Source organism: Campylobacter subantarcticus LMG 24377, from assembly GCF_000816305.1.
GTDB classification, from domain to species: Bacteria; Campylobacterota; Campylobacteria; order Campylobacterales; family Campylobacteraceae; genus Campylobacter_D; species Campylobacter_D subantarcticus.
Genome location: NZ_CP007773.1, coordinates 85,242 through 108,685 on the forward strand (window position 1 = coordinate 85,242; position 23,444 = coordinate 108,685).

At 31.6% G+C, this 23,444-nt stretch carries 24 protein-coding genes and 1 pseudogene; 23 read left to right on the plus strand and 2 right to left on the minus strand.

The window, feature by feature from the left end; genetic code table 11:
* Positions 1-6 precede the first annotated feature (6 nt).
* The 11 genes and pseudogenes from CSUB8523_RS00505 (at position 7) to flgE (ending at position 11,196) form a co-directional block, all read left to right on the plus strand.
* Positions 7-1,287, plus strand: coding sequence for a histidinal dehydrogenase / histidinol dehydrogenase (locus CSUB8523_RS00505; protein WP_039662406.1), 1,281 nt, complete (start codon positions 7-9; stop codon positions 1,285-1,287).
* Positions 1,284-2,351 carry a bifunctional histidinol-phosphatase/imidazoleglycerol-phosphate dehydratase HisB gene (gene hisB / locus CSUB8523_RS00510; RefSeq protein ID WP_039662409.1) on the plus strand — a complete coding sequence of 356 codons (1,068 nt, stop codon included), beginning with the start codon at positions 1,284-1,286 and terminating at the stop codon, positions 2,349-2,351. Before CSUB8523_RS00505 ends, hisB begins: the two co-directional genes overlap by 4 nt.
* A complete protein-coding gene (locus tag CSUB8523_RS00515) occupies positions 2,348-3,187 on the plus strand; it encodes a type II restriction/modification enzyme (RefSeq protein ID WP_039662411.1) in 840 nt (279 codons plus the stop codon). Before hisB ends, CSUB8523_RS00515 begins: the two co-directional genes overlap by 4 nt.
* Positions 3,180-4,019 carry a DNA-methyltransferase gene (locus CSUB8523_RS00520; RefSeq protein WP_043019291.1) on the plus strand — a complete coding sequence of 280 codons (840 nt, stop codon included), beginning with the start codon at positions 3,180-3,182 and terminating at the stop codon, positions 4,017-4,019. The genes CSUB8523_RS00515 and CSUB8523_RS00520 overlap by 8 nt, the downstream gene beginning before the upstream one ends.
* A gap of 1 nt (position 4,020) precedes the next feature.
* Positions 4,021-4,602 carry an imidazole glycerol phosphate synthase subunit HisH gene (gene hisH, locus CSUB8523_RS00525; protein ID WP_039662416.1) on the plus strand — a complete coding sequence of 194 codons (582 nt, stop codon included), beginning with the start codon at positions 4,021-4,023 and terminating at the stop codon, positions 4,600-4,602.
* 6 nt (positions 4,603-4,608) lie between these two features.
* Positions 4,609-5,340 carry a 1-(5-phosphoribosyl)-5-[(5-phosphoribosylamino)methylideneamino] imidazole-4-carboxamide isomerase gene (locus tag CSUB8523_RS00530; protein WP_043019292.1) on the plus strand — a complete coding sequence of 244 codons (732 nt, stop codon included), beginning with the start codon at positions 4,609-4,611 and terminating at the stop codon, positions 5,338-5,340.
* Positions 5,325-6,272 carry an HTH domain-containing protein gene (locus CSUB8523_RS00535; protein ID WP_043019293.1) on the plus strand — a complete coding sequence of 316 codons (948 nt, stop codon included), beginning with the start codon at positions 5,325-5,327 and terminating at the stop codon, positions 6,270-6,272. The genes CSUB8523_RS00530 and CSUB8523_RS00535 overlap by 16 nt, the downstream gene beginning before the upstream one ends.
* Positions 6,273-7,040 carry an imidazole glycerol phosphate synthase subunit HisF gene (gene hisF, locus CSUB8523_RS00540; protein WP_039662422.1) on the plus strand — a complete coding sequence of 256 codons (768 nt, stop codon included), beginning with the start codon at positions 6,273-6,275 and terminating at the stop codon, positions 7,038-7,040.
* 11 nt (positions 7,041-7,051) lie between these two features.
* Complete coding sequence (gene hisIE, locus CSUB8523_RS00545; RefSeq protein ID WP_043019294.1) at positions 7,052-7,678, plus strand: bifunctional phosphoribosyl-AMP cyclohydrolase/phosphoribosyl-ATP diphosphatase HisIE; 627 nt, start codon at positions 7,052-7,054, stop codon at positions 7,676-7,678.
* A 334-nt stretch (positions 7,679-8,012) separates the two neighbouring features.
* A pseudogene (locus CSUB8523_RS00550) lies at positions 8,013-8,610 on the plus strand (NYN domain-containing protein).
* Positions 8,611-8,745: 135 nt separating this feature from the next.
* On the plus strand, positions 8,746-11,196 hold the full coding sequence (flgE, locus tag CSUB8523_RS00555; protein WP_043019295.1) for a flagellar hook protein FlgE: 2,451 nt from the start codon (positions 8,746-8,748) through the stop codon (positions 11,194-11,196).
* A 166-nt stretch (positions 11,197-11,362) separates the two neighbouring features.
* Here the strand turns inward: flgE and CSUB8523_RS00560 are convergent, their stop codons facing one another.
* Positions 11,363-11,944: an ATPase gene (locus CSUB8523_RS00560; protein WP_039662427.1), complete on the minus strand. Its 582-nt coding sequence runs from the start codon at positions 11,942-11,944 to the stop codon at positions 11,363-11,365.
* Positions 11,945-12,072: 128 nt separating this feature from the next.
* A complete protein-coding gene (locus tag CSUB8523_RS00565) occupies positions 12,073-13,314 on the minus strand; it encodes a multidrug effflux MFS transporter (protein WP_039662429.1) in 1,242 nt (413 codons plus the stop codon).
* A gap of 122 nt (positions 13,315-13,436) precedes the next feature.
* Between CSUB8523_RS00565 and CSUB8523_RS00570 the strand changes: the two genes are divergently transcribed.
* Genes CSUB8523_RS00570 through CSUB8523_RS00625 form a run of 12 tightly spaced genes read left to right on the plus strand, consistent with a single transcriptional unit; the run spans position 13,437 to position 23,441 of the window.
* Entirely contained in the window at positions 13,437-13,706 is a 270-nt protein-coding gene (locus CSUB8523_RS00570) for a NifU family protein (RefSeq protein ID WP_039664740.1), read from the plus strand.
* Positions 13,693-14,232: a hypothetical protein gene (locus CSUB8523_RS00575; protein WP_043019296.1), complete on the plus strand. Its 540-nt coding sequence runs from the start codon at positions 13,693-13,695 to the stop codon at positions 14,230-14,232. The genes CSUB8523_RS00570 and CSUB8523_RS00575 overlap by 14 nt, the downstream gene beginning before the upstream one ends.
* On the plus strand, positions 14,216-15,499 hold the full coding sequence (locus tag CSUB8523_RS00580; protein ID WP_043019297.1) for a UDP-N-acetylmuramoyl-L-alanyl-D-glutamate--2,6-diaminopimelate ligase: 1,284 nt from the start codon (positions 14,216-14,218) through the stop codon (positions 15,497-15,499). Before CSUB8523_RS00575 ends, CSUB8523_RS00580 begins: the two co-directional genes overlap by 17 nt.
* The gene (locus CSUB8523_RS00585) at positions 15,500-15,805 is read left to right on the plus strand and encodes a YbaB/EbfC family nucleoid-associated protein (RefSeq protein ID WP_043019298.1); all 306 of its coding nucleotides are present in this window, start codon (positions 15,500-15,502) and stop codon (positions 15,803-15,805) included.
* A complete protein-coding gene (locus tag CSUB8523_RS00590) occupies positions 15,802-16,881 on the plus strand; it encodes a DUF7488 domain-containing protein (RefSeq protein WP_039662436.1) in 1,080 nt (359 codons plus the stop codon). Before CSUB8523_RS00585 ends, CSUB8523_RS00590 begins: the two co-directional genes overlap by 4 nt.
* Positions 16,881-17,726 carry a geranyl diphosphate synthase / farnesyl diphosphate synthase gene (locus tag CSUB8523_RS00595; RefSeq protein ID WP_043020325.1) on the plus strand — a complete coding sequence of 282 codons (846 nt, stop codon included), beginning with the start codon at positions 16,881-16,883 and terminating at the stop codon, positions 17,724-17,726. The genes CSUB8523_RS00590 and CSUB8523_RS00595 overlap by 1 nt, the downstream gene beginning before the upstream one ends.
* Before the next feature lie 2 nt (positions 17,727-17,728).
* Positions 17,729-19,633 (plus strand): transketolase, encoded by a 1,905-nt coding sequence (gene tkt / locus CSUB8523_RS00600; protein ID WP_043019299.1) that lies wholly within the window; start codon positions 17,729-17,731, stop codon positions 19,631-19,633.
* Position 19,634: 1 nt separating this feature from the next.
* Positions 19,635-20,735, plus strand: a complete 1,101-nt coding sequence (locus tag CSUB8523_RS00605) for an MlaE family lipid ABC transporter permease subunit (RefSeq protein ID WP_392389809.1) — start codon at positions 19,635-19,637, stop codon at positions 20,733-20,735.
* Positions 20,732-21,454: an ABC transporter ATP-binding protein gene (locus CSUB8523_RS00610; RefSeq protein WP_039662440.1), complete on the plus strand. Its 723-nt coding sequence runs from the start codon at positions 20,732-20,734 to the stop codon at positions 21,452-21,454. The genes CSUB8523_RS00605 and CSUB8523_RS00610 overlap by 4 nt, the downstream gene beginning before the upstream one ends.
* Positions 21,454-22,281 (plus strand): MlaD family protein, encoded by an 828-nt coding sequence (locus CSUB8523_RS00615; protein ID WP_039662441.1) that lies wholly within the window; start codon positions 21,454-21,456, stop codon positions 22,279-22,281. The genes CSUB8523_RS00610 and CSUB8523_RS00615 overlap by 1 nt, the downstream gene beginning before the upstream one ends.
* Before the next feature lies 1 nt (position 22,282).
* Positions 22,283-22,876, plus strand: a complete 594-nt coding sequence (locus CSUB8523_RS00620) for an ABC-type transport auxiliary lipoprotein family protein (protein ID WP_043019300.1) — start codon at positions 22,283-22,285, stop codon at positions 22,874-22,876.
* Positions 22,877-22,919: 43 nt separating this feature from the next.
* Positions 22,920-23,441, plus strand: coding sequence for a flagellar FLiS export co-chaperone (locus CSUB8523_RS00625; RefSeq protein ID WP_052242955.1), 522 nt, complete (start codon positions 22,920-22,922; stop codon positions 23,439-23,441).
* Positions 23,442-23,444 lie beyond the last annotated feature (3 nt).

Consider the following 23,444-nt stretch of genomic DNA (forward strand, 5'->3'; position numbering starts at 1 on the left):
ATAAACATGCAAATACTTGATTTTGAAAAACTAAACAAAACCGAACAAGAATTAGCACTCAAGCGTCCTGCTATAAGTGCTAATGCGCAGGTTAAAACCATAGTAGAACAAATCATTGAAGATGTTAAAACAAATGGCGATGAAGCTTTAAAACAAATGGCTGTAAAATTTGATAAAGTAGAGTTAAATTCCATTAAGCTAAGCGATGAAGAACTTAGTAATTTAGCAGAGCAAATTGATGATGAGTTAAAACAAGCTATTAAAATAGCCTATGAAAATATCTATAAATTCCACAAAGCACAAGAAAGCCAAACCATAGAGATTCAAACCTTTGAAGGGGTAACTTGCAAAGTGCTAACAAGAGCCATTGAGAAAGTAGGGCTTTATATACCAGGAGGCTTAGCACCGCTTTTTTCCACTGCACTTATGCTAGCTATCCCTGCTAAAATAGCAAAATGCAAATTCATAGCCTTAGCTTCCCCAGCACCACTTCATCCTGCTATTGCTTTTGTGGCAAAACTTTGTGAAGTTGATGCAGTGTATCAAATAGGTGGAGCAGGAGCTATAGCAGCACTTGCTTATGGAACGCAAAGTGTGCAAAAAGTAGATAAAATTTTTGGCCCAGGAAATACCTTTGTAACTGAAGCTAAAAAGCAAGTTAATAATCATGGGGTAGCTATTGATATGCAAGCAGGTCCTTCTGAAGTGTTGGTTTTAGCAGATGAATTTGCTAATGCTAAATTTATAGCATCAGACTTGCTTTCACAGGCTGAACACGGAGCAGATTCTCAAGCGATTTTAGTTTGTACAAGTGAAAGACTAGCCAAAGAAGTAGATAGTGAAGTTTCTTCACAGCTTGAAAAACTCTCGCGTAAAGAAATTGCTGCAAAATCTTTAGCACACTCTAAAATCATTCTTGCAAAAGATATTAAACATGCTATAAGTATTTCAAATGATTATGCACCAGAACATTTGATCATACACACGCAAGATCCGTCCAGTTTGCTTGATGATATCATGCATGCAGGTTCGGTATTTTTAGGTGAGTATTCTCCAGAATCTATGGGAGATTATGCAAGTGGGACAAATCATGTATTACCAACTTATGGTTTTACCAAGTCTTATTCTTCATTAGGGCTTGCTGATTTTATGAAAAGAATGAGTGTGCAAGAACTTAGCAAAGAAGGTTTTAAAAAGCTTGGCCCTGTGGTAGAAATTTTAGCAGCAGCTGAAGGGCTTGATGGGCATAAAAATGCCGTGAGTTTAAGATTAGAAAGCTTAAAATGAGTGTAAAAATTTTATTTATAGATAGAGATGGTACACTTATAGATGAACCAAAAGATGATTTTCAAATTGATTCTTTGGAAAAGCTTGAGTTTGAAAAAGGCGCCATCAATGCACTACTAAAATTAAAAAATTTTGGTTTTAAATTTGTTATGGTAAGTAATCAAGATGGCTTAGGTACAAATTCTTTTCCTAGGGAAAATTTTGACAAAGCTCATGAAAAAATGCTAAGTGTTTTTCAAAGTTGTGGCATAGAATTTGAAGATATTTTTATATGCCCGCATTTTGAGCATGAAAATTGTGCTTGTAGGAAACCAAAAACTGCTATGCTTGAAAACTATATCAAAAACAAACTTTACGATAAAAATAAAAGTTTTGTCATAGGTGATAGAGACAGCGACATGATCTTAGCACAAAATCTTGAAATTCAAGGTTTAAAATATGATAAAAACGACTTTAACTGGGAGCAAATCGCTGATTTTATCTTGCAAAATTACCGCAGTGCTTGTATAGAGCGTAATACAAAAGAAACCCAAATTCAAGTTAAAATAGCTTTTAATGAAAAGGCAAAAGCTGATATAAAAACAAATATCGCATTTTTTGATCATATGTTAGAGCAAATTGCTACACATGCAAATATATCTTTAGAGATAAAATGCAAAGGAGATTTAGAAGTTGATGAGCACCATAGCGTAGAAGATGTGGCACTTGTTTTGGGTGAGGCTATCAAAATAGCACTTGATCAAAAAATAGGTATTGCAAGATATGGTTTTGTTTTGCCTATGGATGAGTGCTTGGCAAGTTGTGCGATTGACTTTTGCAATAGACCACATTTAGTTTATAAGGCTAAATTTAAAAAAGAAAAGCTAGGAGAACTTAGCGCAGAAATGATAGAGCATTTTTTCTACTCATTAAGCTATGCTATGGGGGCTAGTTTGCATTTAAAAGTTAAGGGTAAAAACGATCATCACAAAGCCGAAGGACTTTTTAAAGCCTTTGCAAGAGCTTTAAAAATGGCCATAAAAACAGAAAACGAAAACCTAGCAAGCTCTAAAGGGATGATATGAAAAATAAACTTGGTTTTGAAAAATTTATAAATAGTTTGCAAGTTACAAATAGACATTTAGATTTTTATGTAGATTGGGAAAAATGCTTAAGAAATAAAAATAAAATTAGTATCTACCTTAATCATTTAAATTTTCTGCTAGGAAAAAGTGAAAGTGAATTAAGACAATCCATAGAAGAACTTTTTGAAGAATATCCAAAAGCTTTTAATGTTTTAAATGTATTAATTGCGGTTAGAGATAAAGATAAAAGGGATATTGTTATAAATCAATTTTCAAATTTTGTATCTTTGGAGGGGTATTTTAAAAATTCAGATAGTGTTTATAATTTTATTTGCGAAACAGGCTTGTTAGAAATTTTTTCTACTCATGAGATTAAAAATTTAAATGATTATGTATTCGGAATAGAAGTGGGGCTTGATACTAATGCGAGAAAAAATCGTAGTGGTAAAATAATGGAAATGCAATTAAAAGAAATTTTTATTCCACATTGTTTAAAATTTGAAGAGCAGGTAAATATTAAAAAATTTCCTGAACTTCATAAAGCTTTTGGTGAAGATATAAAAAAATTTGATTTTGTAATCTTTGCTTCTAAAAAAACTTATTTTATAGAATGTAATTTTTATGCAGGTGCAGGAAGTAAATTAAATGAAGTTGCTAGAGCTTATCAAGAACTAGCTCCTAAATTTGATCGGTTTTCTCAATATGAATTCATATGGATAACAGATGGTCAAGGCTGGTTAAAAGCTAAAAATAAACTTGAAGAAGCTTATAAAAAAGTAGAAATTTATAATTTATCTAATATTAATGATTTTATCTTAAAGGTAAAAAATGTCTAAGTCTATTTTTACAAGTAAAGATAAACTTTTTCAGCTTTATCAAAATGATTGTAATAAATTATTGCCTCAATTTGAAAATCAAATCGATCTAATCTTTGCAGATCCTCCTTATTTTTTATCTAATGATGGTTTGAGCATCCAAAGCGGTAAAATAGTAAGTGTAAATAAGGGGCAATGGGACAAAGGTGATGATATTGAAAAAATAGATGAATTTAACTTAAAATGGCTTTCAAATGCAAAAATAGCACTTAAAGATACCGGAAGTATTTTAATAAGTGGAACTTATCATAATATTTTTTCTCTTGGTAGAATTTTACAAAAACTTGATTTTAAAATTTTAAATATTATTACTTGGCAAAAAACTAACCCACCGCCTAATTTTTCTTGTAGATATTTAACTCATTCTACAGAACAGATTATATGGGCTAGAAAAAGTTCTAAACACAAACATATATTTAATTATGAGTTGATGAAAAAATTAAATGATAATAAGCAAATGCGAGATGTGTGGCAATTTAGCGCTATAGCTCCGTGGGAAAAAAATAATGGCAAACACCCTACCCAAAAGCCATTACCCTTACTTGTTAGATTAATTTTAATGGCAAGTAATGAAAATTCGTTAATTTGCGATCCATTTAGTGGAAGTTCGACTACAGGGATTGCAGCCAATTTATTAAATAGAAAATTTATAGGTTTTGAAAAAGAAGATGAATTTATTAAAATTTCTGTAAATCGTAAAATAGAGTTAGAGAAAAATTTTCAAATGATTAAAAACAAGATTAACGATTTGAAAGTTTTAACAAAAGCAAATTTATTTCAAGAGGGGCTTTGATATGAAACTAGCTATTATAGATACAGGTTGTGCGAATTTAGCTTCACTTGCTTTTGCACTTGAGCGTTTAGGGCAAAAAAGTATCATCACGCATGATTTAAAAGAATTATCACAAGCAGATAAGCTTTTACTACCAGGGGTTGGCACCGCAGCTAAGGCGATGGAAAATTTACAAGCACTCAATTTAGAAAATTTTATCCAAACCACTACAAAACCACTTTTAGGTATTTGTCTTGGTATGCAAATTTTGGGTAAATTTTCAGAAGAATTACACCAAAAAACACTTGGTATTATGCCTTTTGATACACAAAAATTCCAAGAAAAAGCAAATTTTACTTTTCCTCATATGGGGTGGAATCAAGTATCAAGCACCCATGAGCTTTTTAAAGGCTTGAATGGGGCTTATTTTTATTTTGTGCATAGTTATTGTGTGAGTTTAAATGAATACACCATCGCAGAGTGTGAGTACTCTATTCAATTTAGTGCAAGTTTAAACAAAGACAATTTTTATGGCGTGCAGTTTCACCCTGAAAGAAGCGGCGAAGCGGGTGAAGTATTATTAAAAAATTTCATAAATATGTAGGTAAAAATGCAAACTCAAATCATCCCAGCATTAGACTTAATAGATGGCAAAGTAGTAAGACTTTATAAAGGTGATTATACTAAAAAACAAGAGTATGATTATGATCCTTTGACTAAATTTCAAGAGTATGAAGCACAAGGCATATCATGGCTTCATTTGGTGGATTTAGATGGTGCAAAAGATCCTAACAAAAGGCAATTACAACTCATAGAAAAATTAGCCTTAAATGTCAAAGTAAATTTGCAAGTAGGCGGAGGCATACGCACCAAAGATGAGGTTAAAGCTTTGCTTGATAGTGGAGTTAAACGCGTGGTTATAGGCTCTTTAGCTATTAAAGATAAAAAGCTTACCGAAACATTTTTGCAAGAATTTGGCACGCAAAAGCTAGTTTTGGCTTTAGATAGTATTTGTATAAATGATGAATTTTTTGTAGCCACTGATGCGTGGAGCAAAACTAGTGATGAAACTTTGTTTGATGTTTTAAATTTTTATCAAAACATCACACATATTTTATGCACTGATATTTCCAAAGATGGTACGATGAGTGGAACAAATATAGCTTTATACAAAGCTTTGCATGAAAAATTTCCAAATTTGCAAGTCCAAGCAAGTGGTGGCGTGGCAAGTTTGCAAGATTTTATCGATTTAAAAGGCATAGTAAGTGGGATCATCACAGGCAAAGCCTTGCTTGATGGAAAATTTAGCATTAAGGAGGCAATAGAGTGTCTAACAAATTGACTTACAAAGAATTGATTTTAGAAGTTTTAAAGCATGCTAAAAAACCTTTAGGGGTGAGTGAAATTTGGAAGGAGGCTTGCAACAAGGGTTTGGATAAAAAACTCACTAGTATAGGACAAACTCCAACTCAAACGCTTTGGAATCGTTTGCTTACTGGTAAGATTGATTGTATTAAAGCTTCTCAAAAACCCACTACATTTTGGTTGAGAGAAAGGCAAAGTGAGCTTTTAAATATTGATTTTTCAAATCAAATTGAAAAAGAATTGGAAAAACAAGAAAAAAACAAATTTCATGAAAGAGACTTGCATCCTTTGCTTGTAAAATACTTGTATGAAAATTCTGATTTTCGATTAAATTGTAAAACTATCTACCATGAAAAAAGTAAAAAAAGTGAAAGTGGTAAAGATAAATGGAATTATCCTGATGTAGTAGGAGTTTATTTTCCTTATGATGATTATCGAAAAGAAACGCTAGGGCTTTTGGAAAGCCTTAAGCAAAATAGCTACAAAATATTTTCTTTTGAACTAAAAATTGGTATTAATTTTTCAAATTTAAAAGAGTATTATTTTCAGGCTGTTAGCAATTCTAGTTGGGCAAATGAAGGTTATTTGGTAGTATTAAAAGAAATAGATAGTGAGGTTTTAAGTGAGCTTAGAAGGCTCAATCAAAGTTTTGGCATAGGTGTGATAAAGCTTGATAGCGAAGATATTTTAAACTCAAAAATTCTTCTTAGTGCAAAAGAAAAAGAGTTAGATATACAAACTATAGATATGCTTGTAGAAAAAAATGAAAATTTTAAAGAATTTATTGATGATATTAATAAACAAATAAAAGTTGGTATGGAAGTAAAAATTCATGCAAAATTCGATGAGATTAAGAACGATGAACAAATGCAAAAATACCTTAAAGAAAAATGTATTTTGGAGGAATAAATGCTTACAAAACGCATAATTGCATGTTTAGATGTAAAAGATGGTAGAGTGGTTAAAGGTGTGCAGTTTAAAAACCATGAAGATATGGGAGATGTTATAGAGCTTGCTAAATTTTACTCACAAAATGGCATTGATGAGCTTGTATTTTACGACATAGGAGCTTCAGCTAAAAATGAGCGTATTAATAGAGCTTGGGTAAGCAAAATAGCACAAAATATCTCCATACCATTTTGTGTTGCAGGAGGTATAAAAAGCGAAGATGACGCAAAAGATCTTTTAGCAAATGGAGCCGATAAAATTTCTATCAATTCTCCTGCTTTGAATGATCCAAATTTGATTGAGCGTCTTGCTAAAAATTTTGGTGTGCAATGTGTAGTCGTGGGCATAGACTCGTTTAAAGATGAAAATGGCGAGCTTTTAGTCTATAAATATACCGGAGATGAGAGCAAATCTCATCATAGTGGTAAAAAAACACTAGAATGGGTAAAGCAAGTATGTGAGCTAGGAGCTGGTGAAATCGTGCTAAATATGATGAATCAAGATGGCATGAGAAAGGGCTATGATCTTGATCAACTTGCCAAAGTTAGACAAATTTGCCCTGTGCCTTTGGTAGCAAGTGGTGGTGCAGGAGCTAAGGAGCATTTTTTGGACGCTTTTAAACTTGGTGTTGATGGAGCTTTAGCAGCTTCAGTGTTTCATAAAAAACTTATAGATATTAAAGAATTAAAACTATTTTTAAAAGATCAAGGCATACAAATTCGTATTTAAAAGGAAAAACTATGGGTGTAAATGAAGAAGAATTTATAAAAAGTATAAATTGGCAAAAGGTTGATGGGCTTGTTCCGGTGATCATTCAAGATTACCACTCGTGTGAAGTTTTAATGCAAGGTTATATGAACGAAGAAGCTTTAAAAGAAAGCTTTAAACATCAAAAAGTTGTGTTTTACTCACGCACTAAAGAGCGTTTGTGGATGAAAGGTGAGCAAAGTGGGAATTTCTTGCATATCATAGATATGGGACTTGATTGTGATAGAGATTGTATTTTAATCCTTGTAAAAGCTCAAGGCGCTACTTGTCATACAGGCGATACTTCTTGTTTTGAAACGCTTTCTAAAAAAGCTGATTTTGTATTTTTATCACGCCTTGAAAAGCTCATTTATTCAAGAAAAAATGCTACCCCAAATTCTTCTTATACAGCTGAACTTTTTGCAAAAGGCACTAAACGCATCGCACAAAAAGTAGGTGAAGAAGGCGTTGAAACCGCTTTAGCTGCTACTGTTAAAGATAAAGATGAATTAATCTGCGAAGCAGCAGACTTGCTTTATCATTTAGATGTTTTATTGGCTGATGCGGATTTGAGTTTAAATGATGTGATTGCTAAATTAAAAGAAAGAAATAAAAGTTAAGCGTGATTTCTCACGCTTAATTAAGCAATATTTTTGAAAAGATTCACTGACTATATCGAGTAATTTTAAAAAAACTTTACAAAATTTTACAAATGTCTTTTTGAAAAGTTATAGCAATTTTAATTTATTATGTTATAATAAATCATCATTGCATAGCGAGAAGTCGTCTAGCCGTTTATTTTTAGATTGACATCTCGTTATGTATAGTAGGGCTTTTATGAATAATTTTAGTGAAGATATAAACTTTTCTGTTATACAGCCTAGAAAAACTGCTGTTTTGGTAGATTTATCCTTTTTTATAGAAAGATATAACACTTTAAAACATATCAAAGATATGACTCCTGAAGAATTAGCTAAAAGATTATGTGTTTGAGTCTGTTAAAAGAAATAGAGATTATTTATATAGAGTCTATGTTTATGACTGCGAACCATTAAATAAAAATGTTCCTATACCGCCCATAGAAAAAACAGATAAATCATTAAATCTTGGAAAAACCGATACTTTTAAATTTAGAACTAGATTATTAGATTGTTTAAGACAGCAACCATATTTTGCTGTAAGATTGGGCGAGATTGATGAAAATAACTTCCAATGGAAAATCAAAAATTATGATAAATTTAAACAACTTTTATATAAAGAGATAGAAATCGATAGTTTAACTGAGGATGATTTTGTTTTAGATATTAGGCAAAAAGGTGTTGATATGAAAATAGGACTAGATATTGCTACTTTATCTATAAAAAAGCAAATTGAAAAAATCATTCTTATCACTGCAGATAGTGATTTTATACCAGCTATAAAACACGCAAGAAAAGAAGGGGTTATTGTTCAGTTAGATCCTATGAGAGTTTCAAATTCTCAAATCAAAAAAGGTTTATTAGAGCATATAGATATTCTTTCATCAGTCTTTAAAAATACTAGCAATTCTTAATTACACAATTCACATTATAAATTTATACAAGTTTTAGAAATATTTACATTTTTGGAACAATTCTTGCTTTTATTTTGCTAAGCAATAGAAGATTGTGAGATATTCACAAAGCAATATTTTTTAAAGGATTTAATCATGATGAGATCTCTTTGGGCTGGAGTTTCAGGGCTCCAAGCACACCAATACGCAATGGATGTAGAAGGTAACAACATCGCAAATGTTAATACTTTTGGTTTTAAGTATTCTCGTGCGGATTTCTCAACACTTATGAGTCAAACATCCAAAATAGCCACAGCTCCAGATGGAGACTTAGGTGGTAAAAACCCTATGCAAGTAGGTCTTGGAGCAGGTGTAAATTCTACTACAAGAATACATTCTCAAGGTAATATCCAAACTACAGACAAAAATACAGACTTAGCTATAAATGGAGATGGATTTTTCATCGTATCAAACGATGGTGGAACTACTCAGTTTTTTACTCGTGCAGGGGACTTTAAAACCGATGCAGTAGGAAATTTTGTAGATAATAACGGCTACACAGTCCAAGGGTGGAATTACAATCAAGAAACAGGACAAATAGATTCTTCAAAATCAGTAGAAGATATAGTCATCCCACCTGGTATGAGTATGCCAGCTAAAGCAAGTACTGTGGTGAGTCTTACTGCAAATTTGGATAGTGGTAATAGTTTGGGTTCAAATGCTTCTGCTAAACGCCCTATCTATGCTCTTGATTCTACTCATGGTAAAAGAAATGATATAGGTAAAGATATAAATGAAAATGATAGAGGCCATACAGAATTTTACACTACTTCTAAAAGTGGAGCCCAAGTAACCGAAAAAGGTGTGGATATGGGTGTAGTATTTAACGCTCAAGGTGAGGGCTTAAACCTACGCGATGGACAAGGTATTTGGGTAAGTTATGCAGATGCTAAGCATACATCAAATGTAAAAATGGATAAAGATTTACCATCAGATCCTACCAAATGGGAGCAAAATCAAACTTATACTTTTTGGGGTTATGAAGGAGGCGGAGAAGCCGTTTTAGATATAACCATCAATGGAGTTCGCATTGAAGCAAAGGGTGTGGGTAAAGATACTTTTTTAAATGCTATCAATGCTAAGACAGCTGAAACAGGAGTGGTAGCTTCTATAGTGAATAATCAATTTGTATTCACTAATGATAATAGCACCGGAACCACAGCAAAATCTAAAAATTTAGATATTACAGTAGGTGGCGAAAATACAGTGGGTTATCAAGTTAGAGTTAATCAAAAAGTTGAAAATAATGTAACTCCAGATCAAGCACTTCAAGTTAATGCTACTGCTTTTAATAACAATCCACAAGCAGCTATTTTAGGAACAACTGAAAATAATCAATTCAAAAACAGCGTTCAAGTGGTAACTGCTCATGAGTATATCTATAGTAAAAATGGAGTAGACATAGGGCCAAATCCAAATCCGGGTGCAAATCCACCAGCTAATGCAAATATGCCAACTGCGAATGGTCAAAGAAGGTTTCATACTACTGAAGACTTAAGAGAGCTTTTGCAAAGAGATGCAAGATGGGGTGTGGATTATGATGGTGATGGCTCGTTGGAAAATATAAACAATGGTGATGCTAAAGGAGAAGATGCTAATCCTTTAGTGGAAGTAGTAGTAGAAAGCGATGGTAGGTTTAAAATCACCAATCCTACAGGTGGCAAAGATATGACTTTTAAAGTTACAGGCTATTCTAATGAAGCAAATAAAATCGCTACAAATGATAAATTCACAGCGATGTTTAGTGCCTTAGATGGAAATTTCAACGCAGGAAATAATGAAAAATACTCTCAAGACATGTATTTATCAGCGCATACTGCGAGTATAGAAATTTTTGATTCTTTGGGAAGTAGGCATGAATTAACTGTTCAATTTACTAAAGAAACTAAAACTGCAGATGGTGGGGCTGAATGGTCCATCATCATTTCAGTTCCTGAACCTGCTGAGATTAATTTTAGTGGAGATGGAGCTCCAGGAAATATTTTAGTGGGTAATTTAAAATTTGGAAATGATGGCTCTTTACAAAGTTATACTCCAAATGTGATCAATTTTACAGGAAATAACGGCTCAAAACCTGATCAAGTAGTAAAACTTGACTTTGGAACAACTGGAGCTTTTAATGGTTTAACAAGCTATGATAAAGACTCAGCCACTACAAAACAAGAAACAGACGGATACACAGGCGGTAATCTAAAGCCAGATGCGTTAAGAACAGATGAAAATGGTTATGTGTATGGAGAATTTACAAATGGAAAAACTCTAGCTTTAGCTAAAGTAGCACTTGCATCTTTCCCAAATAATATGGGTCTTGAAGAAATGGGCAATAACCTTTTCAAAGCTACTGCAAACTCAGGAACTCCTACCATAGGACATGCTGGAGAAGGTGGTAGAGGAGGATTAAAATCTTCTGCGATAGAGATGTCGAATGTGGATTTGAGTCGTTCATTAACTCAGCTTATCGTTATACAAAGAGGATATCAAGCAAGTTCTAAGACTATCACTACAAGTGATCAGCTTTTAAATACTTTGCTTCAATTAAAACAATAATTCTAACCCAAGGTTTTAAAGCCTTGGGATCAAGCTTTACAAGGTTATCGAGGTAGCCTTGTAATACTTGATAGCCTTGAAGCCTTCAATCTATTGCTAACTCACTTCTTTTTTGCCTTAAGGAGTGGGTAGCATGATTTGTATATCGACAAAATAAAATAAAATTTTATGAGCTTTGATTTTTAAAATTTATCATTAGTGGTTCTAGCCATTTAGTGGTTTCAAATACTTCTAGTTTGTTGTTTTTAAATTCTAAGAGTTTTTTATAATTTTGAGTATTGTCAAAAATAGTGATGTGATTGCAAAATTTTGCAATGATGTTAAAATTTTTTAAAGACTCGTGGTATCTTTTTTCTATGAGTTCTTCTTTTATATCGTGTCCACCCTTAGCCACGCGAATCTTAACTCTTTGTTTTGCTGTGCTTGGAGAATCCAATCCTATATAGTAAAGGTTTATAGTGTAAGAATTTTTTTGTAACTTTTTGAATAAAGATAAAATACTAGTGCCACAAAGTGTAGTTTCTTGGTTAAAATCATAAGCTTTTTTGATATAGTTTTCACGCATTTTAATGGCTATCCTTGAAGCTCTAAATTGATCTTCTTGATTTTTCCAATCGCCAAAACTACTTACAATCTCATCGATGTTGATTCTAAGCCCAAAATCTTTGCTTTTTTCAAGTTCATTATAATATAAGGTAGTTTTTCCAGATCCATTAACTCCTGCAAAAATAGTAGCTATTTTTTTCATTGATAAAGCCTTTGTTGAATGATGTGAAATTTTAACATAAATTGTTTATAAGCATTTTGAAAACAAATATAAAGTTTTTTCACAAATACACGATATAGCTAGTGAATCTTTTCAAAAATATTGCTTAATTAAGTGCGAGAAATCGCACTTAACTTCTTTTTGATTTTATTTAACTTTCTTTTATTGGTTAATCTTAAATACGAAACTAAAGATAAAAATGCACAAGTGCCTAAAATAACTGATAAAAATATAGGTGTATTCGCATTTAAAAGACTGACAAAAAATGCCATCATGCCTGCCATGGCAAATTGCGCTCCACCTAAGAGCGCTGAAGCACTTCCTGCGTTTTGTTTTGATCTTGCCATAGCTAAGGTTGTAGTATTTGGCAGGATAAAGCCTAAGCTTGCTATGATAAAGCACAAAGGAATTTCAAAAACCCAAAAGCCTAAATCAAAAGTTGCTCCTAAAATGAGTAAAAAAGTTAAAAAAGTAATCATCATAAGTGCTCTAGGGAGTATATAATAAGGAGAAAATCTAAGGACTAATCTTGCATTGATGTTGGCACATATAACAAAACTTAAAGCATGCGCTCCAAAAAGTGCGGCATATTGTTGAGGGCTAAGCTCAAAAAAACGCGTAAAAACAAAAGATGAGCCAGTTAAATAAGCAAAAAATCCCGCAAAGATTAAATTGCCACAAAGTAAATATGCCACAAAACGACGATCTTTTAAGACTTTTTTGTAACTTTTCGTAACTTCCTTGTGATTGAATGTTTTATTTTGAGTGTTGTGGTTGCTTTCCTTAAGTGCAAAAATAACAAGTAAAAATAAAATAAACCCTAAGATGAATAGTGTCAAAAATATACTACGCCAAGAAAAAAATTCTAGCAAAATTCCGCCAAAGGTAGGAGAGAGCATAGGAGCTAAAGAAGTAAAAACCATCATTAAAGCATAAACTCCTGCTGCTTCTTTAAGCTCAAAAACATCATTTACTATAGCCCTTGCTACGACTACGCCCACACAACCTCCCAAAGCTTCAAAAAAACGCAAAGCTATAAAAGCATGAATGGAATCAACCAAAACACAAGCAATACTTGAAGAAATGAAAATAAAAAGTCCTATATATAAGGGTTTTTTTCTGCCATATACATCACTTAATGGCCCATAAAAAAGCTGACCTAAAGAAAAGGCTATGAAAAAACTTGCAAGGGAAAGTTGAGTATAAAAAGAATTGGTTTGAAAGCTTTTTTCTACTTCATTTAGTGCAGGTAAATACATATCAGTTGAAAGTGGCGCTATGGCAGACAAAAAGCCTAGTATGAAAATGAGTTTGATTTTTTCAAAACCTTTGATTTGCGTGTGCTTTTGCATATGAAGTCCTATGATTTTTTTATCATTGTATAGCAAAAAGTCTAAAATAAATAATAATTTACATTTTTTAAAGGCAAATAAGATAAAATTAAACTAAAAATAATCAAGGAAAAGTTATGAATATGCCTTTTAGTGATGAGGAGTTAATCGAACCTGTCAAAGCAAGTTTGGCTAAAACCATGCATATTTTAGAAAATGATGGCGGGGGACTTGATTTTTTGGGTGTTAAAAATGGTGTAGTTTATGTGAAGTTAATCGGAGCTTGTCATGGCTGTCCTTCAAGTGGAACAACTTTAAAATACGGATTAGAAAAGCAGCTTAAAATCGACATACATCCAGATATCACCATAGTAAATTTAGTAGGTGGAGAAAGCGAATTTGCAAAATTATAAAAAAATAGCCATAGAGTGTTTTTATAAAAAAGATTTTAAAAATGCCAAGATGTATTTTTCTCTTGCGTATGAAAAGCATAAAAATAAAAGGCTTTTAACTTTTATCAATATTTGCGACTTAGCGTTAAAAAGCCCTGAAGAAGCGTTTGTGTTTTTTGAATTTTTTATGCAAAATTATAAAAATACTAAAGTAGATAAAGACTTAGAAAAACTTATTAATCTTAGTCAAAGTGTGCAGTATGAAGAAGATAGTGAGGATTTTGAAGGTTTGAGTTATCAAGATTTTTTATTTAGTGAAGCAAAAGTTGGATTTAAACAAGCTTTGGAAAATGTTATAATATCTAATAAACTTATCATTAATGATAAAGAAGATTTTGTGGATTTTTTAGAAAAGCTTTTAGAACATGGTTATAAAGATATGCTTGTTGCTTATATGGAAGATGTTTCGGCGCATTTTTATTCTAATTATAGATTTATCAAGCTTAGTGAGAAAATCAAGGAATTAAATTATGATAGTAAGGATTGATAATACTTTTATTTGTGATAATTCTAACGAATGTGAAAAAGGGTGTTATTTTTTAAAAACTGCACAAAATGAAAAATTTCTTCATCAGGCTTTAGAAAAAGAAGCAAAGATTATCAGTATTGATGAGGTTAAAAAGCTTTTAAATATCGATGAAAATATCCAAATTATAGGCATTACAGGAACCAATGGTAAAACAACCACCGCAGGTGCGATTTATTCTATTTTGCTTGATTTGGGTTATAAATGTGCTTTGATGGGAACTAGGGGAAGTTATATCAATGATAAAAATATCGCTCCAAAAGGCTTAACTACTGCTCCTATTTTGCAAACTTTAGAACTTTTGTCTTTAGCATCCAAGGAAAAATGTGAATTTTTAATCATGGAAGTAAGTTCGCATGCTTTGGTGCAAAACCGTATTGAAGGACTTGAGTTTAAGGCTAAAATTTTTACTAATATCACTCAAGATCATTTAGACTTTCATGGAAATTTTGAAAATTATAAACAAGCAAAAGAAAGTTTTTTTACCGATGAGTGTATGAAATTTATCAACAAAGATGCAAAAGCTATTAATTTTAATGTTAAAGGTGCTTTTACTTATGGAGTGGAAAATCCAAGCTATTATCACATCAAAGCTTATGCTTTAAAAAATGGCATAGAAGCGGTAGTAAATTTTGGCAAAGAAAATTTTATGATTGACTCTTCTTTGGTGGGACTTTTTAATCTTTATAATCTTTTAGCTGCAAGTGCTTGTGTGAATGAACTTGTTAAGCCAAATTTAAAAGAGCTTGAAAAGGCTATTGGTAATTTTGGTGGCATAGAAGGTAGAATGCAAGTGGTTGCAAAAGATGTGATTGTAGATTTTGCACATACACCAGATGGTATAGAAAAGGTTTTAGATACTTTAAAATATCGCAATTTGATTGTGGTTTTTGGAGCGGGTGGAAATAGAGATAAAACCAAGCGTCCTTTAATGGCAAAAATTGCAAAACATTATGCTAAAACACTCATCATTACAAGCGATAATCCTCGCTTTGAAGAGCCCATGGATATTATTAGTGATATTTTAAGTGGTGTAGAAAAAGATGAAAGCATTCTAGTAGAATGTGATAGAAAAGAAGCGATTAAAAAAGCTTTAAAACTTAAAACAAAAGATGATTTTGTGGTGATTTTAGGTAAGGGTGATGAAACTTATCAAGAAATTAAGGGTGTAAAATACCCTTTTAATGATAAAGAAGCAGTATTAGAGATATTAAATGAAGGAAAATAAATGTTTGAAAATATGGATTTTTCTAAAATGGGTGAGCTTTTAACTAAGGCTCAAGAAAAAGCAAATGAATTAGAGCAAGAAGCTTTAAAAAAAGAATTTAGCGCAAAAAGCGGTGGTGGCTTAGTTAAAGTTAGTGCAAATGGTAAAGGCGAAATTATCGATATAAACGTTGATGATTCTTTGCTAGAAGATAAAGAATCAATGCAAATTTTATTAATAGCTGCTATTAATGATGTGTTCAAAATGGTAGAACAAAATAAAAAATCAATGGCTAGTAATTTATTTAGCGGAATGGGAATGCTATGAGAATTTTGCTTTGTATTTTAGGTATAGTTGGATTGGTTTTTGCTATACCAAGACCGACTTTTAATGATTTTTTGGGTTGTTATGAAAAAAATAAAGCTAGTATGTTGATTTATGAAGGCTTACCTGCTTTTGCTTTAAATGAAAATACTTTAGCAGTAGTTAAAACTAAAAATGCAAAATTAAACAGTTATGCCAAATATGATCCTTTTTTAAATTTGTATTTAGTAAAAACTGATTTTAGTTTAATCCCTGCACCTATGGGAAATGAAGAAGATTTAACACGCAATAGCTGGGTGGGAATTTTAGATAATAATCAAAGCTATATAGGGCATTTGAAGTATTTTGGACAAAACTTAACAGAACGCGATCAGCTTGATTTTACTTCTAAGATCGGAGAATTAAATTCGCCTTGTTGTAAAATGCTAGGTATTACTTTAGATAATGGTAAGCTTATAGGAAATCGTTATTTAAAACATTTTGCAAAATATCCTGATGTATATTGGGGTGATATCGGTGTAGATTTTGATATGCGTGATGGTAAAATTTATGTTAAAAATGTACGCAAAAACGGACAATTTTTACTTAATGATGAGTTAGTTAGTGTGGATGGTCAAGTTTATGATGATCTAAGAAAACTGAATGAGAAAATTTTATTTGCTGATCGTGGTGCAACTTTATACTTTAATGTATTAAGAGATAATAAAGATGTTAATATCTCCACTATGGTTTTTGATAAGGATTTGGGTATATTTGCTAAACCTAAAAAAGTGGTTCAAGCTAAGCCAAGTTCTTTTTATAGCAATATAGGATTACGCGTAGATATGAAAATGAATGTTACAGAAGTCACTCCAAATTCTAAAGCACAAATGGCTGGATTTTTAAAAGGGGATAAAATCCTAAGAATTAATAATCAAAAAATCAATAATTTCAATGAACTTCAAGCCATATTAACTCAAGCTAATACTTTTGATGTTTTAATCTCAAGACAAGCGACAAATATCCCTTCGGCTATAAATAATGATTTTGAACATTTTAATAAAGGATATTTTGACTTTTTTATAAGGTTAAATAAGTGATTTTGCAAAAATTCAAACAACATTTAGAGCAAAACTTTCCCAAAGCAGAGGGTTTTCATCCTTTTTTCAATGAGGCTTTAAAATGGATGCTAGAAGCTGGTGGAAAGCATTTTAGAGCCCAACTTCTTTTGGGTATAGTTAATGTAAAAAATTCTACTTTGCTTGATAAAGCTTTAAATGCTGCCTTGGCTTTGGAATTTATCCATACTTACTCTTTAATACATGATGATTTACCTGCTATGGATAATGCTTCTTTGCGTAGAGGAAAACAAACTTTACACAAAAAATATGATGAAACCACTGCTATTTTAGTGGGTGATGCTTTGAATACTGAAGCTTTTTTACTGCTTTCAAGGCTTGACTTAAAAGAAAGTGTAAAAATAAAACTTATAGAAAGCTTAGCTTTTAATGCTGGGCTTGGTGGTATGATCATCGGTCAGGCGATTGATTGTTATTTTGAAGATCAGCTGCTAAATTTAGAACAAGTTGAGTTTTTGCATATTCATAAAACTGCAAGATTAATCGCAGCGGCTTTAAAAATGGGTTGTGAAATTTGTGAGTTAGATGAAAAAGAATGCGAGCAAATTTATGAAATAGGACTTTTGATAGGGTTAGTTTTTCAAATTAAAGATGACATTATCGATGCGACTTTAGATACTCAAGAAGCAGGTAAGCCAACTCATAATGACTTGCACAAAAATTCTTTTGTGAAACTTTTGGGTTTAGAGGGTGCTAAAAAGGCAAAAGATGATAAAATTGCATTATGCGAAGAAAAAATGAAAAATTTAGATTCTAAGCTTGCTAATGAGCTTCAAATTTTGATTGATAAATATTTAAAGGGTTAAAAATGTTACAAAAACAAGCTAATACGATAAGATTTTTATGTGCAGATATGGTGCAAAAAGCAAATTCAGGTCACCCAGGCGCTCCAATGGGTTTAGCAGATATTATAAGTGTTTTAAGTACCCATTTGGTACATAATCCAAAAGATCCAACTTGGTTAAACCGTGATAGATTAGTTTTTTCAGGCGGTCATGCAAGTGCCTTGCTTTATAGTTTTTTACATTTGAGTGGTTATGATATAAGTTTAGAAGATTTAAAAAATTTCCGCCAATTACACTCTAAAACTCCAGGCCATCCTGAAATTTTTACCCCAGGAGTTGAGATTGCTACAGGGCCTTTAGGACAAGGTATTGCAAATGCGGTGGGTTTTGCTATGGCTGCTAAAAAAGCAAGCTTGCTTTTGGGCGAAGATATTATCAATCACAAAGTGTATTGTTTATGTGGTGATGGAGACTTGCAAGAAGGAATTTCTTATGAAGCTTGTTCTTTAGCAGGCGTGCATAATCTTGATAATTTAATCATTATTTATGATAGCAATAATATTTCAATCGAAGGTGATGTGGCAATCGCCTTTAATGAAAATGTAAAAGAGCGTTTTAGAGCGCAAAATTTTGAAGTACTTGAAATAGATGGGCATGATTTTGAGCAAATTGACTTAGCGTTAAAAACTGCTAAAGAAAGTAAAAAGCCTTGCTTGATTATCGCACATACTACCATAGCAAAAGGCGCTTTGGATCTTGAAGGAAGTCATCATTCTCACGGAGCACCTTTAGGTGAAGAGCTTATTAAAAAAGCAAAAGAAGCTTTAGGTTTTGATCCACAAAAAACTTTTGAAATTCCAGAAGAGGTTAAAATTCGCTTTAGCGGGGCAATAGAACTTGGAGATTTAGCACAAGCTAAATGGCAAGATAAGGTTAATAAGCTTGATCCTTCAAAACAAGCTTTGTTAAAAGAGCTTTTAGATCCTGATTTTTCAAAAATACAATTTCCTGATTTTAAAGGACAAGATCTAGCTACTAGAGATAGCAATGGTATGATTTTAAATGCTATAGCTAAAGCCTTACCGGGATTTTTAGGTGGTAGTGCAGATTTAGGCCCATCAAATAAAACTGAACTTAAAGATATGGGTGATTTTCCAAATGGTAAAAATATCCATTATGGCATAAGAGAGCATGCAATGGCTGCGATATCAAATGCTTTTGCAAGATATGGTTTGTTTATGCCTTATTGTGCTACATTTTTTATATTTAGTGAGTATTTAAAACCTGCTGCAAGAATAGCAGCTTTGATGAAAGTTAAACATTTTTTCATCTTTACTCATGATAGCATAGGGGTTGGTGAAGATGGTCCAACACACCAACCTATAGAGCAGCTTAGTACTTTTAGAGCTATGCCAAATTCACTAACATTTAGAGTAGCTGATGGGGTTGAAAATGTAAAAGCATGGCAAATAGCACTTAAAACTAATATGCCAAGTGTTTTTGTTTTATCGCGTCAAAAATTAAGTGCTTTAAGTGAGCCTATTTTTGGAGATGTGGAAAATGGGGCTTATTTGCTAGAAGAAAATACCAATGCGCAATTTACACTTTTAGCTAGTGGTAGTGAGGTGTCATTGTGTCTAAAAGTAGCTAAGCTTTTAAAAGAAAAAGGCGTGATTGCGAATGTGGTTTCTATGCCATGTTATGAATTATTTATCGCTCAAGAAAAATTATACAAAGAAAGAATTTTACAAGGTAAGGTTATAGGTGTGGAAGCTGCAAATTCAAACGAGCTTTATAGAATTTGTGATGAGGTGTATGGTATAGAAAGTTTTGGTGAAAGTGGAAAAGATAAAGATGTATTTGAGTATTTTGGATTTAGTGAAGAGAAGTTAAGCTCTTATATTTTAAGTTTATGTGATGAAAAATAAAATCATCAAAGATGTTAAAAATCAAGAATGCATTTTTAGCGTCTTTGGTATATGGGATAAAACTAGCGTAGGAAAATTGGAAAAATTAGATTTTCCTACTCAAAAAAATATTATTTTTGATTTTGCAAATTTAGATTTTATAGACACTGCTGGGATTAGGTATTTTTTAGCTTTAGAAAATGAGTTAAAGCAAAAAGATTTTGAGCTTAGTAGGATAAATCTCAAAAGCGAACATGCTAAACTTTTTGAACTTTGTCAAAAACATTACAAAAGCTTTCATAATTCTCATGAAAATAAAAAAACAATCAAAGATTTTTTTGAAAATTTAGGAAAAAAAGTTGTTGATTGTTTTGTGCTTTTAGTGCAGTTTTTAAATTTTATAGGGCTTATTAATTATACTTGTTTAAAAACACTTTTAAATCCTAAAAAACTTCGTTTTAAAGCATTTTTATATCATGTAGAAAATAGTGCCATTAATGCTTTGCCTATCATTATGTTAACTTCATTACTTGTAGGTGTGGTACTTGCTTATCAAGCTGCGTATCAACTTGCACAATTTGGTGCGAATATTTATATTGTTGATTTAATGGGAATTTCTGCTACTAGAGAACTTGCACCGTTAATTAGTGCTATTGTTATTGCAGGAAGAAGTGCAAGTTCTTACACAGCTCAAATTGGAGTGATGAAACTTACTGATGAGATCGATGCTATGAAAACTATGGGCTTTAAAGAAAGTGAGTTTATTATTTTACCCAGGGTTTTAGCTTTAGCATTTGCTATGCCTTTGGTGGTGATAGTAGCTGATATTTTAAGTATTATAGGTGGAATTGTAGTTGCTTGGTTTAGTTTAGAAATTAGTGTGAGTGAATTTATGGGTCGTTTTAAAGAAGCAGTGGAGTTAAGACATATTCTCATAGGACTTATAAAAGCACCTATTTTTGGATTTTTAATTGCTTCTATTGCTTGTTTTAGAGGATTTTTTGTACAAAAAACTACTGAGAGCATAGGTGTTTATACAACAAAAAGTGTGGTAAATGCTATTTTTTGGGTGATAGCTTTTGATGCAATTTTTTCAATATTTTTAACAAAGGCTGGATTTTGATCATAAAAGCCAAAAGTATTAGCACTTATTTTGGAAGTAAATGTGTGCATGATGGTATTAGTTTTGAAGTGCAAGATAATGAAATTTTTGGCATTTTAGGTGGTAGTGGTAGCGGTAAATCTGTGCTTTTAAGACAAATGCTAATGCTTGAGCATTTTGATAAGGGCGAGTATGAAATTTTAGGTAAGAGATTAAAAAATATAAGCGATGAAGATGCTTTGTTTTTGCAAAAACAATGGGGTGTTGTTTTTCAATATGGGGCATTGTTTAGCTTTTTTAATATCCTTGAAAATATTAGCATACCCTTGGTTGAATACACAAAGCTTAATAAAAATGACATTAAAGAAATAGTTATGATGAAGCTTAAGATGGTGGGGCTTGATGAAAGTGTAGCTAAACTTTATCCTAGTGAAATAAGCGGAGGTATGAAAAAAAGAGTAGCTATAGCCAGGGCTTTAGCGCTTGATAGTAAATTACTTTTTTTAGATGAACCAACTTCAGGGCTTGATCCTTATAGTTCAAGAGAATTTGATGAGTTGCTTTTGAGTTTAAAACAAAGTTTTAAATTGTGTGTGATTTTAATTACTCATGACAAAGAGAGTATGAGAAATGTTTTAAATCGCTTTTTGATTATAGAGGATAAAAAAGTTGGTTTTTTAGGAAATATTGAGGCTTTACAAGAGCAAAATCTAAGACTTTATGAGAGGTTTATGCAATAATGGAGAATAAAGCAAATTATATTTTGATTGGAGTTTTTGTTAGTGTATTATTTTTTATCAGTTTGTATTTTATAATTTGGTATGGAAATTTAAAAGATGAGAAATCTTTTAAATATTATGAAATCTATATGGAAGAATCAGTCGCAGGGCTTAGTGTAAAAGCTCCAGTTAAATTTTTAGGAGTTGATGTTGGTAGTGTTGAAAATATTAGCATAGATAGCTCAAGCAAGCAGTTAAGAGTAAAAATTTTAGTCAAACTTGATTCAAATTTAGTAGTTAAAACAGATACTTATGCAAGCCTGCAAATTCAAGGTATAACAGGCTTTAAATTTATTCAGCTTGCAGGGGGTAGCGAAGAGGCTAGTGTTTTAAAAACAAATGGCGATGTTTATCCTATTATAAAATCAAAAGTAAGTTTTTTTACGAATATAGATAAGCAAGCAAATAATCTTTTAGAACTTATTAATGTTTCAAAAGTTAAGTTAGAAAATCTTTTGAATGATAAAAATTTAAAAAACATAGAACAAATTTTACAAAATTCATCCGATCTTTTTGCGTATTTAAATGCTAATACACCGATTTTTTTAGAAAATTTAAGTAAAACAAGCTCTAAACTTGGTAAAAGTTCAGATGATTTTTCAATTTTTTTAAACAATGCTAATAGTCAACTTAATGAACTCAATAAAAGCAGAATGCTTTTAAATGAAAATTTAGATATTTTAAGAGTTTTATTTTTAGACTTTACTCAATTATTAAAAAATTTAAAGCAAAATCCTTCAGATGTAATTTATAAAGATAAAGCCATTCAATATGCCCCAGGAGAATAAAATGAAATTTTTATATACTAGTTTAATAGCTATTTTTTTTAGTGCTTGTTCTTTAATTAATCCAAGTCAAACTTTGCCTGCAAATAAATATTTTAGTATTAATTTAGAAAAGTTAGAGCAAAGTCAAAATAAAATGAAAAATTCTACTATCATAGTTTCTTTACCTAAGGGCTTAGCTTATACTAATGAAATTTTTTATAAAAAAAATCATGTTATTAATGCTTATGCTTATCATTTTTGGAAACAAAACCCCGCGTTGATGATAAAAGATTTTTTAGAGTTTCACTTGCAAGATTTAAATGCATTTAAAGCAGTATTAAATCAAGATAGCCTAGCAAGTGCTGATTATGTTTTAGAAAGTAAGGTGGATATATTAGAGCAAGATTTTAGCGATGAGGTGCATTCTAAAATAAAATTAGGTATTAATTTAAATTGGGTGCATATTAATACTAAAAAACTCTTGGCTAGTGAATATTTTTATTATGAAAAAAAATTAACCGACAATGCGCCTGAAGTTTTGATCCAAAATTACAATGAGCTTTTTATGCTATTTGCTAAAGATTTTAGGCTTTGGATTAGTCAAAATTTGGAATAAAAAATGCTTCCCTTGTTATAGCAATAACAAGGAAGGTGTAATCATGAGAGATGAATTAGAAATCTTACAAAAACATTTAGGACAAGTAGGTTCTAGTATAGAAGGTGCAAATTTAAAACACCAAACACAAAAATTTAGCGAAGATATCACCGATGCAAATGATTTTGTAGGTGCGTTGCAAATTTTAGATTCTTCTTTGAAAAAAATTTCAAAAATTTTAGAAGATAAAAATTATGAAGATGTACAAGATAAAGTATTGATCGCAAGTGAAAGCTTAAAGATAGTAGATAATTGTTCTTTTTTGGGTAATGCTTTATTTGATAATAATTATAATGTCAATGTTGGCTCAAAGGCATTTGCGTTTGAAATTTATAATCCTTTGAAAATTTTAGAAACAAGCGACTATGAAGGTATGAAAGCTTATATTGAAGATAAAAGAGAAGAAATTGCTTCTATGCTTTCAGAACTTGCAGTGGCTATTGCTAGTTATAGTCCAAGCCAAAGTTTTGGTGGAACAAGTTTTGATTCTATGGGCGATTTTGATTTTACTAAACTTTTTAAATAATAC

Bases quoted from the DNA above. Each gene is read 5' to 3' on its own strand.
- CSUB8523_RS00505 (WP_039662406.1), top strand. From the start codon at position 7: ATGCAAATACTTGATTTTGAAAAACTAAACAAAACCGAACAAGAATTA.
- hisB (WP_039662409.1), top strand. From the start codon at position 1,284: ATGAGTGTAAAAATTTTATTTATAGATAGAGATGGTACACTTATAGAT.
- CSUB8523_RS00515 (WP_039662411.1), top strand. From the start codon at position 2,348: ATGAAAAATAAACTTGGTTTTGAAAAATTTATAAATAGTTTGCAAGTT.
- CSUB8523_RS00520 (WP_043019291.1), top strand. From the start codon at position 3,180: ATGTCTAAGTCTATTTTTACAAGTAAAGATAAACTTTTTCAGCTTTAT.
- hisH (WP_039662416.1), top strand. From the start codon at position 4,021: ATGAAACTAGCTATTATAGATACAGGTTGTGCGAATTTAGCTTCACTT.
- CSUB8523_RS00530 (WP_043019292.1), top strand. From the start codon at position 4,609: ATGCAAACTCAAATCATCCCAGCATTAGACTTAATAGATGGCAAAGTA.
- hisF (WP_039662422.1), top strand. From the start codon at position 6,273: ATGCTTACAAAACGCATAATTGCATGTTTAGATGTAAAAGATGGTAGA.
- hisIE (WP_043019294.1), top strand. From the start codon at position 7,052: ATGGGTGTAAATGAAGAAGAATTTATAAAAAGTATAAATTGGCAAAAG.
- flgE (WP_043019295.1), top strand. From the start codon at position 8,746: ATGATGAGATCTCTTTGGGCTGGAGTTTCAGGGCTCCAAGCACACCAA.
- CSUB8523_RS00560 (WP_039662427.1), bottom strand. From the start codon at position 11,944: ATGAAAAAAATAGCTACTATTTTTGCAGGAGTTAATGGATCTGGAAAA.
- CSUB8523_RS00565 (WP_039662429.1), bottom strand. From the start codon at position 13,314: ATGCAAAAGCACACGCAAATCAAAGGTTTTGAAAAAATCAAACTCATT.
- CSUB8523_RS00570 (WP_039664740.1), top strand. From the start codon at position 13,437: ATGCCTTTTAGTGATGAGGAGTTAATCGAACCTGTCAAAGCAAGTTTG.
- CSUB8523_RS00580 (WP_043019297.1), top strand. From the start codon at position 14,216: ATGATAGTAAGGATTGATAATACTTTTATTTGTGATAATTCTAACGAA.
- CSUB8523_RS00585 (WP_043019298.1), top strand. From the start codon at position 15,500: ATGTTTGAAAATATGGATTTTTCTAAAATGGGTGAGCTTTTAACTAAG.
- CSUB8523_RS00590 (WP_039662436.1), top strand. From the start codon at position 15,802: ATGAGAATTTTGCTTTGTATTTTAGGTATAGTTGGATTGGTTTTTGCT.
- tkt (WP_043019299.1), top strand. From the start codon at position 17,729: ATGTTACAAAAACAAGCTAATACGATAAGATTTTTATGTGCAGATATG.
- CSUB8523_RS00615 (WP_039662441.1), top strand. From the start codon at position 21,454: ATGGAGAATAAAGCAAATTATATTTTGATTGGAGTTTTTGTTAGTGTA.
- CSUB8523_RS00620 (WP_043019300.1), top strand. From the start codon at position 22,283: ATGAAATTTTTATATACTAGTTTAATAGCTATTTTTTTTAGTGCTTGT.
- CSUB8523_RS00625 (WP_052242955.1), top strand. From the start codon at position 22,920: ATGAGAGATGAATTAGAAATCTTACAAAAACATTTAGGACAAGTAGGT.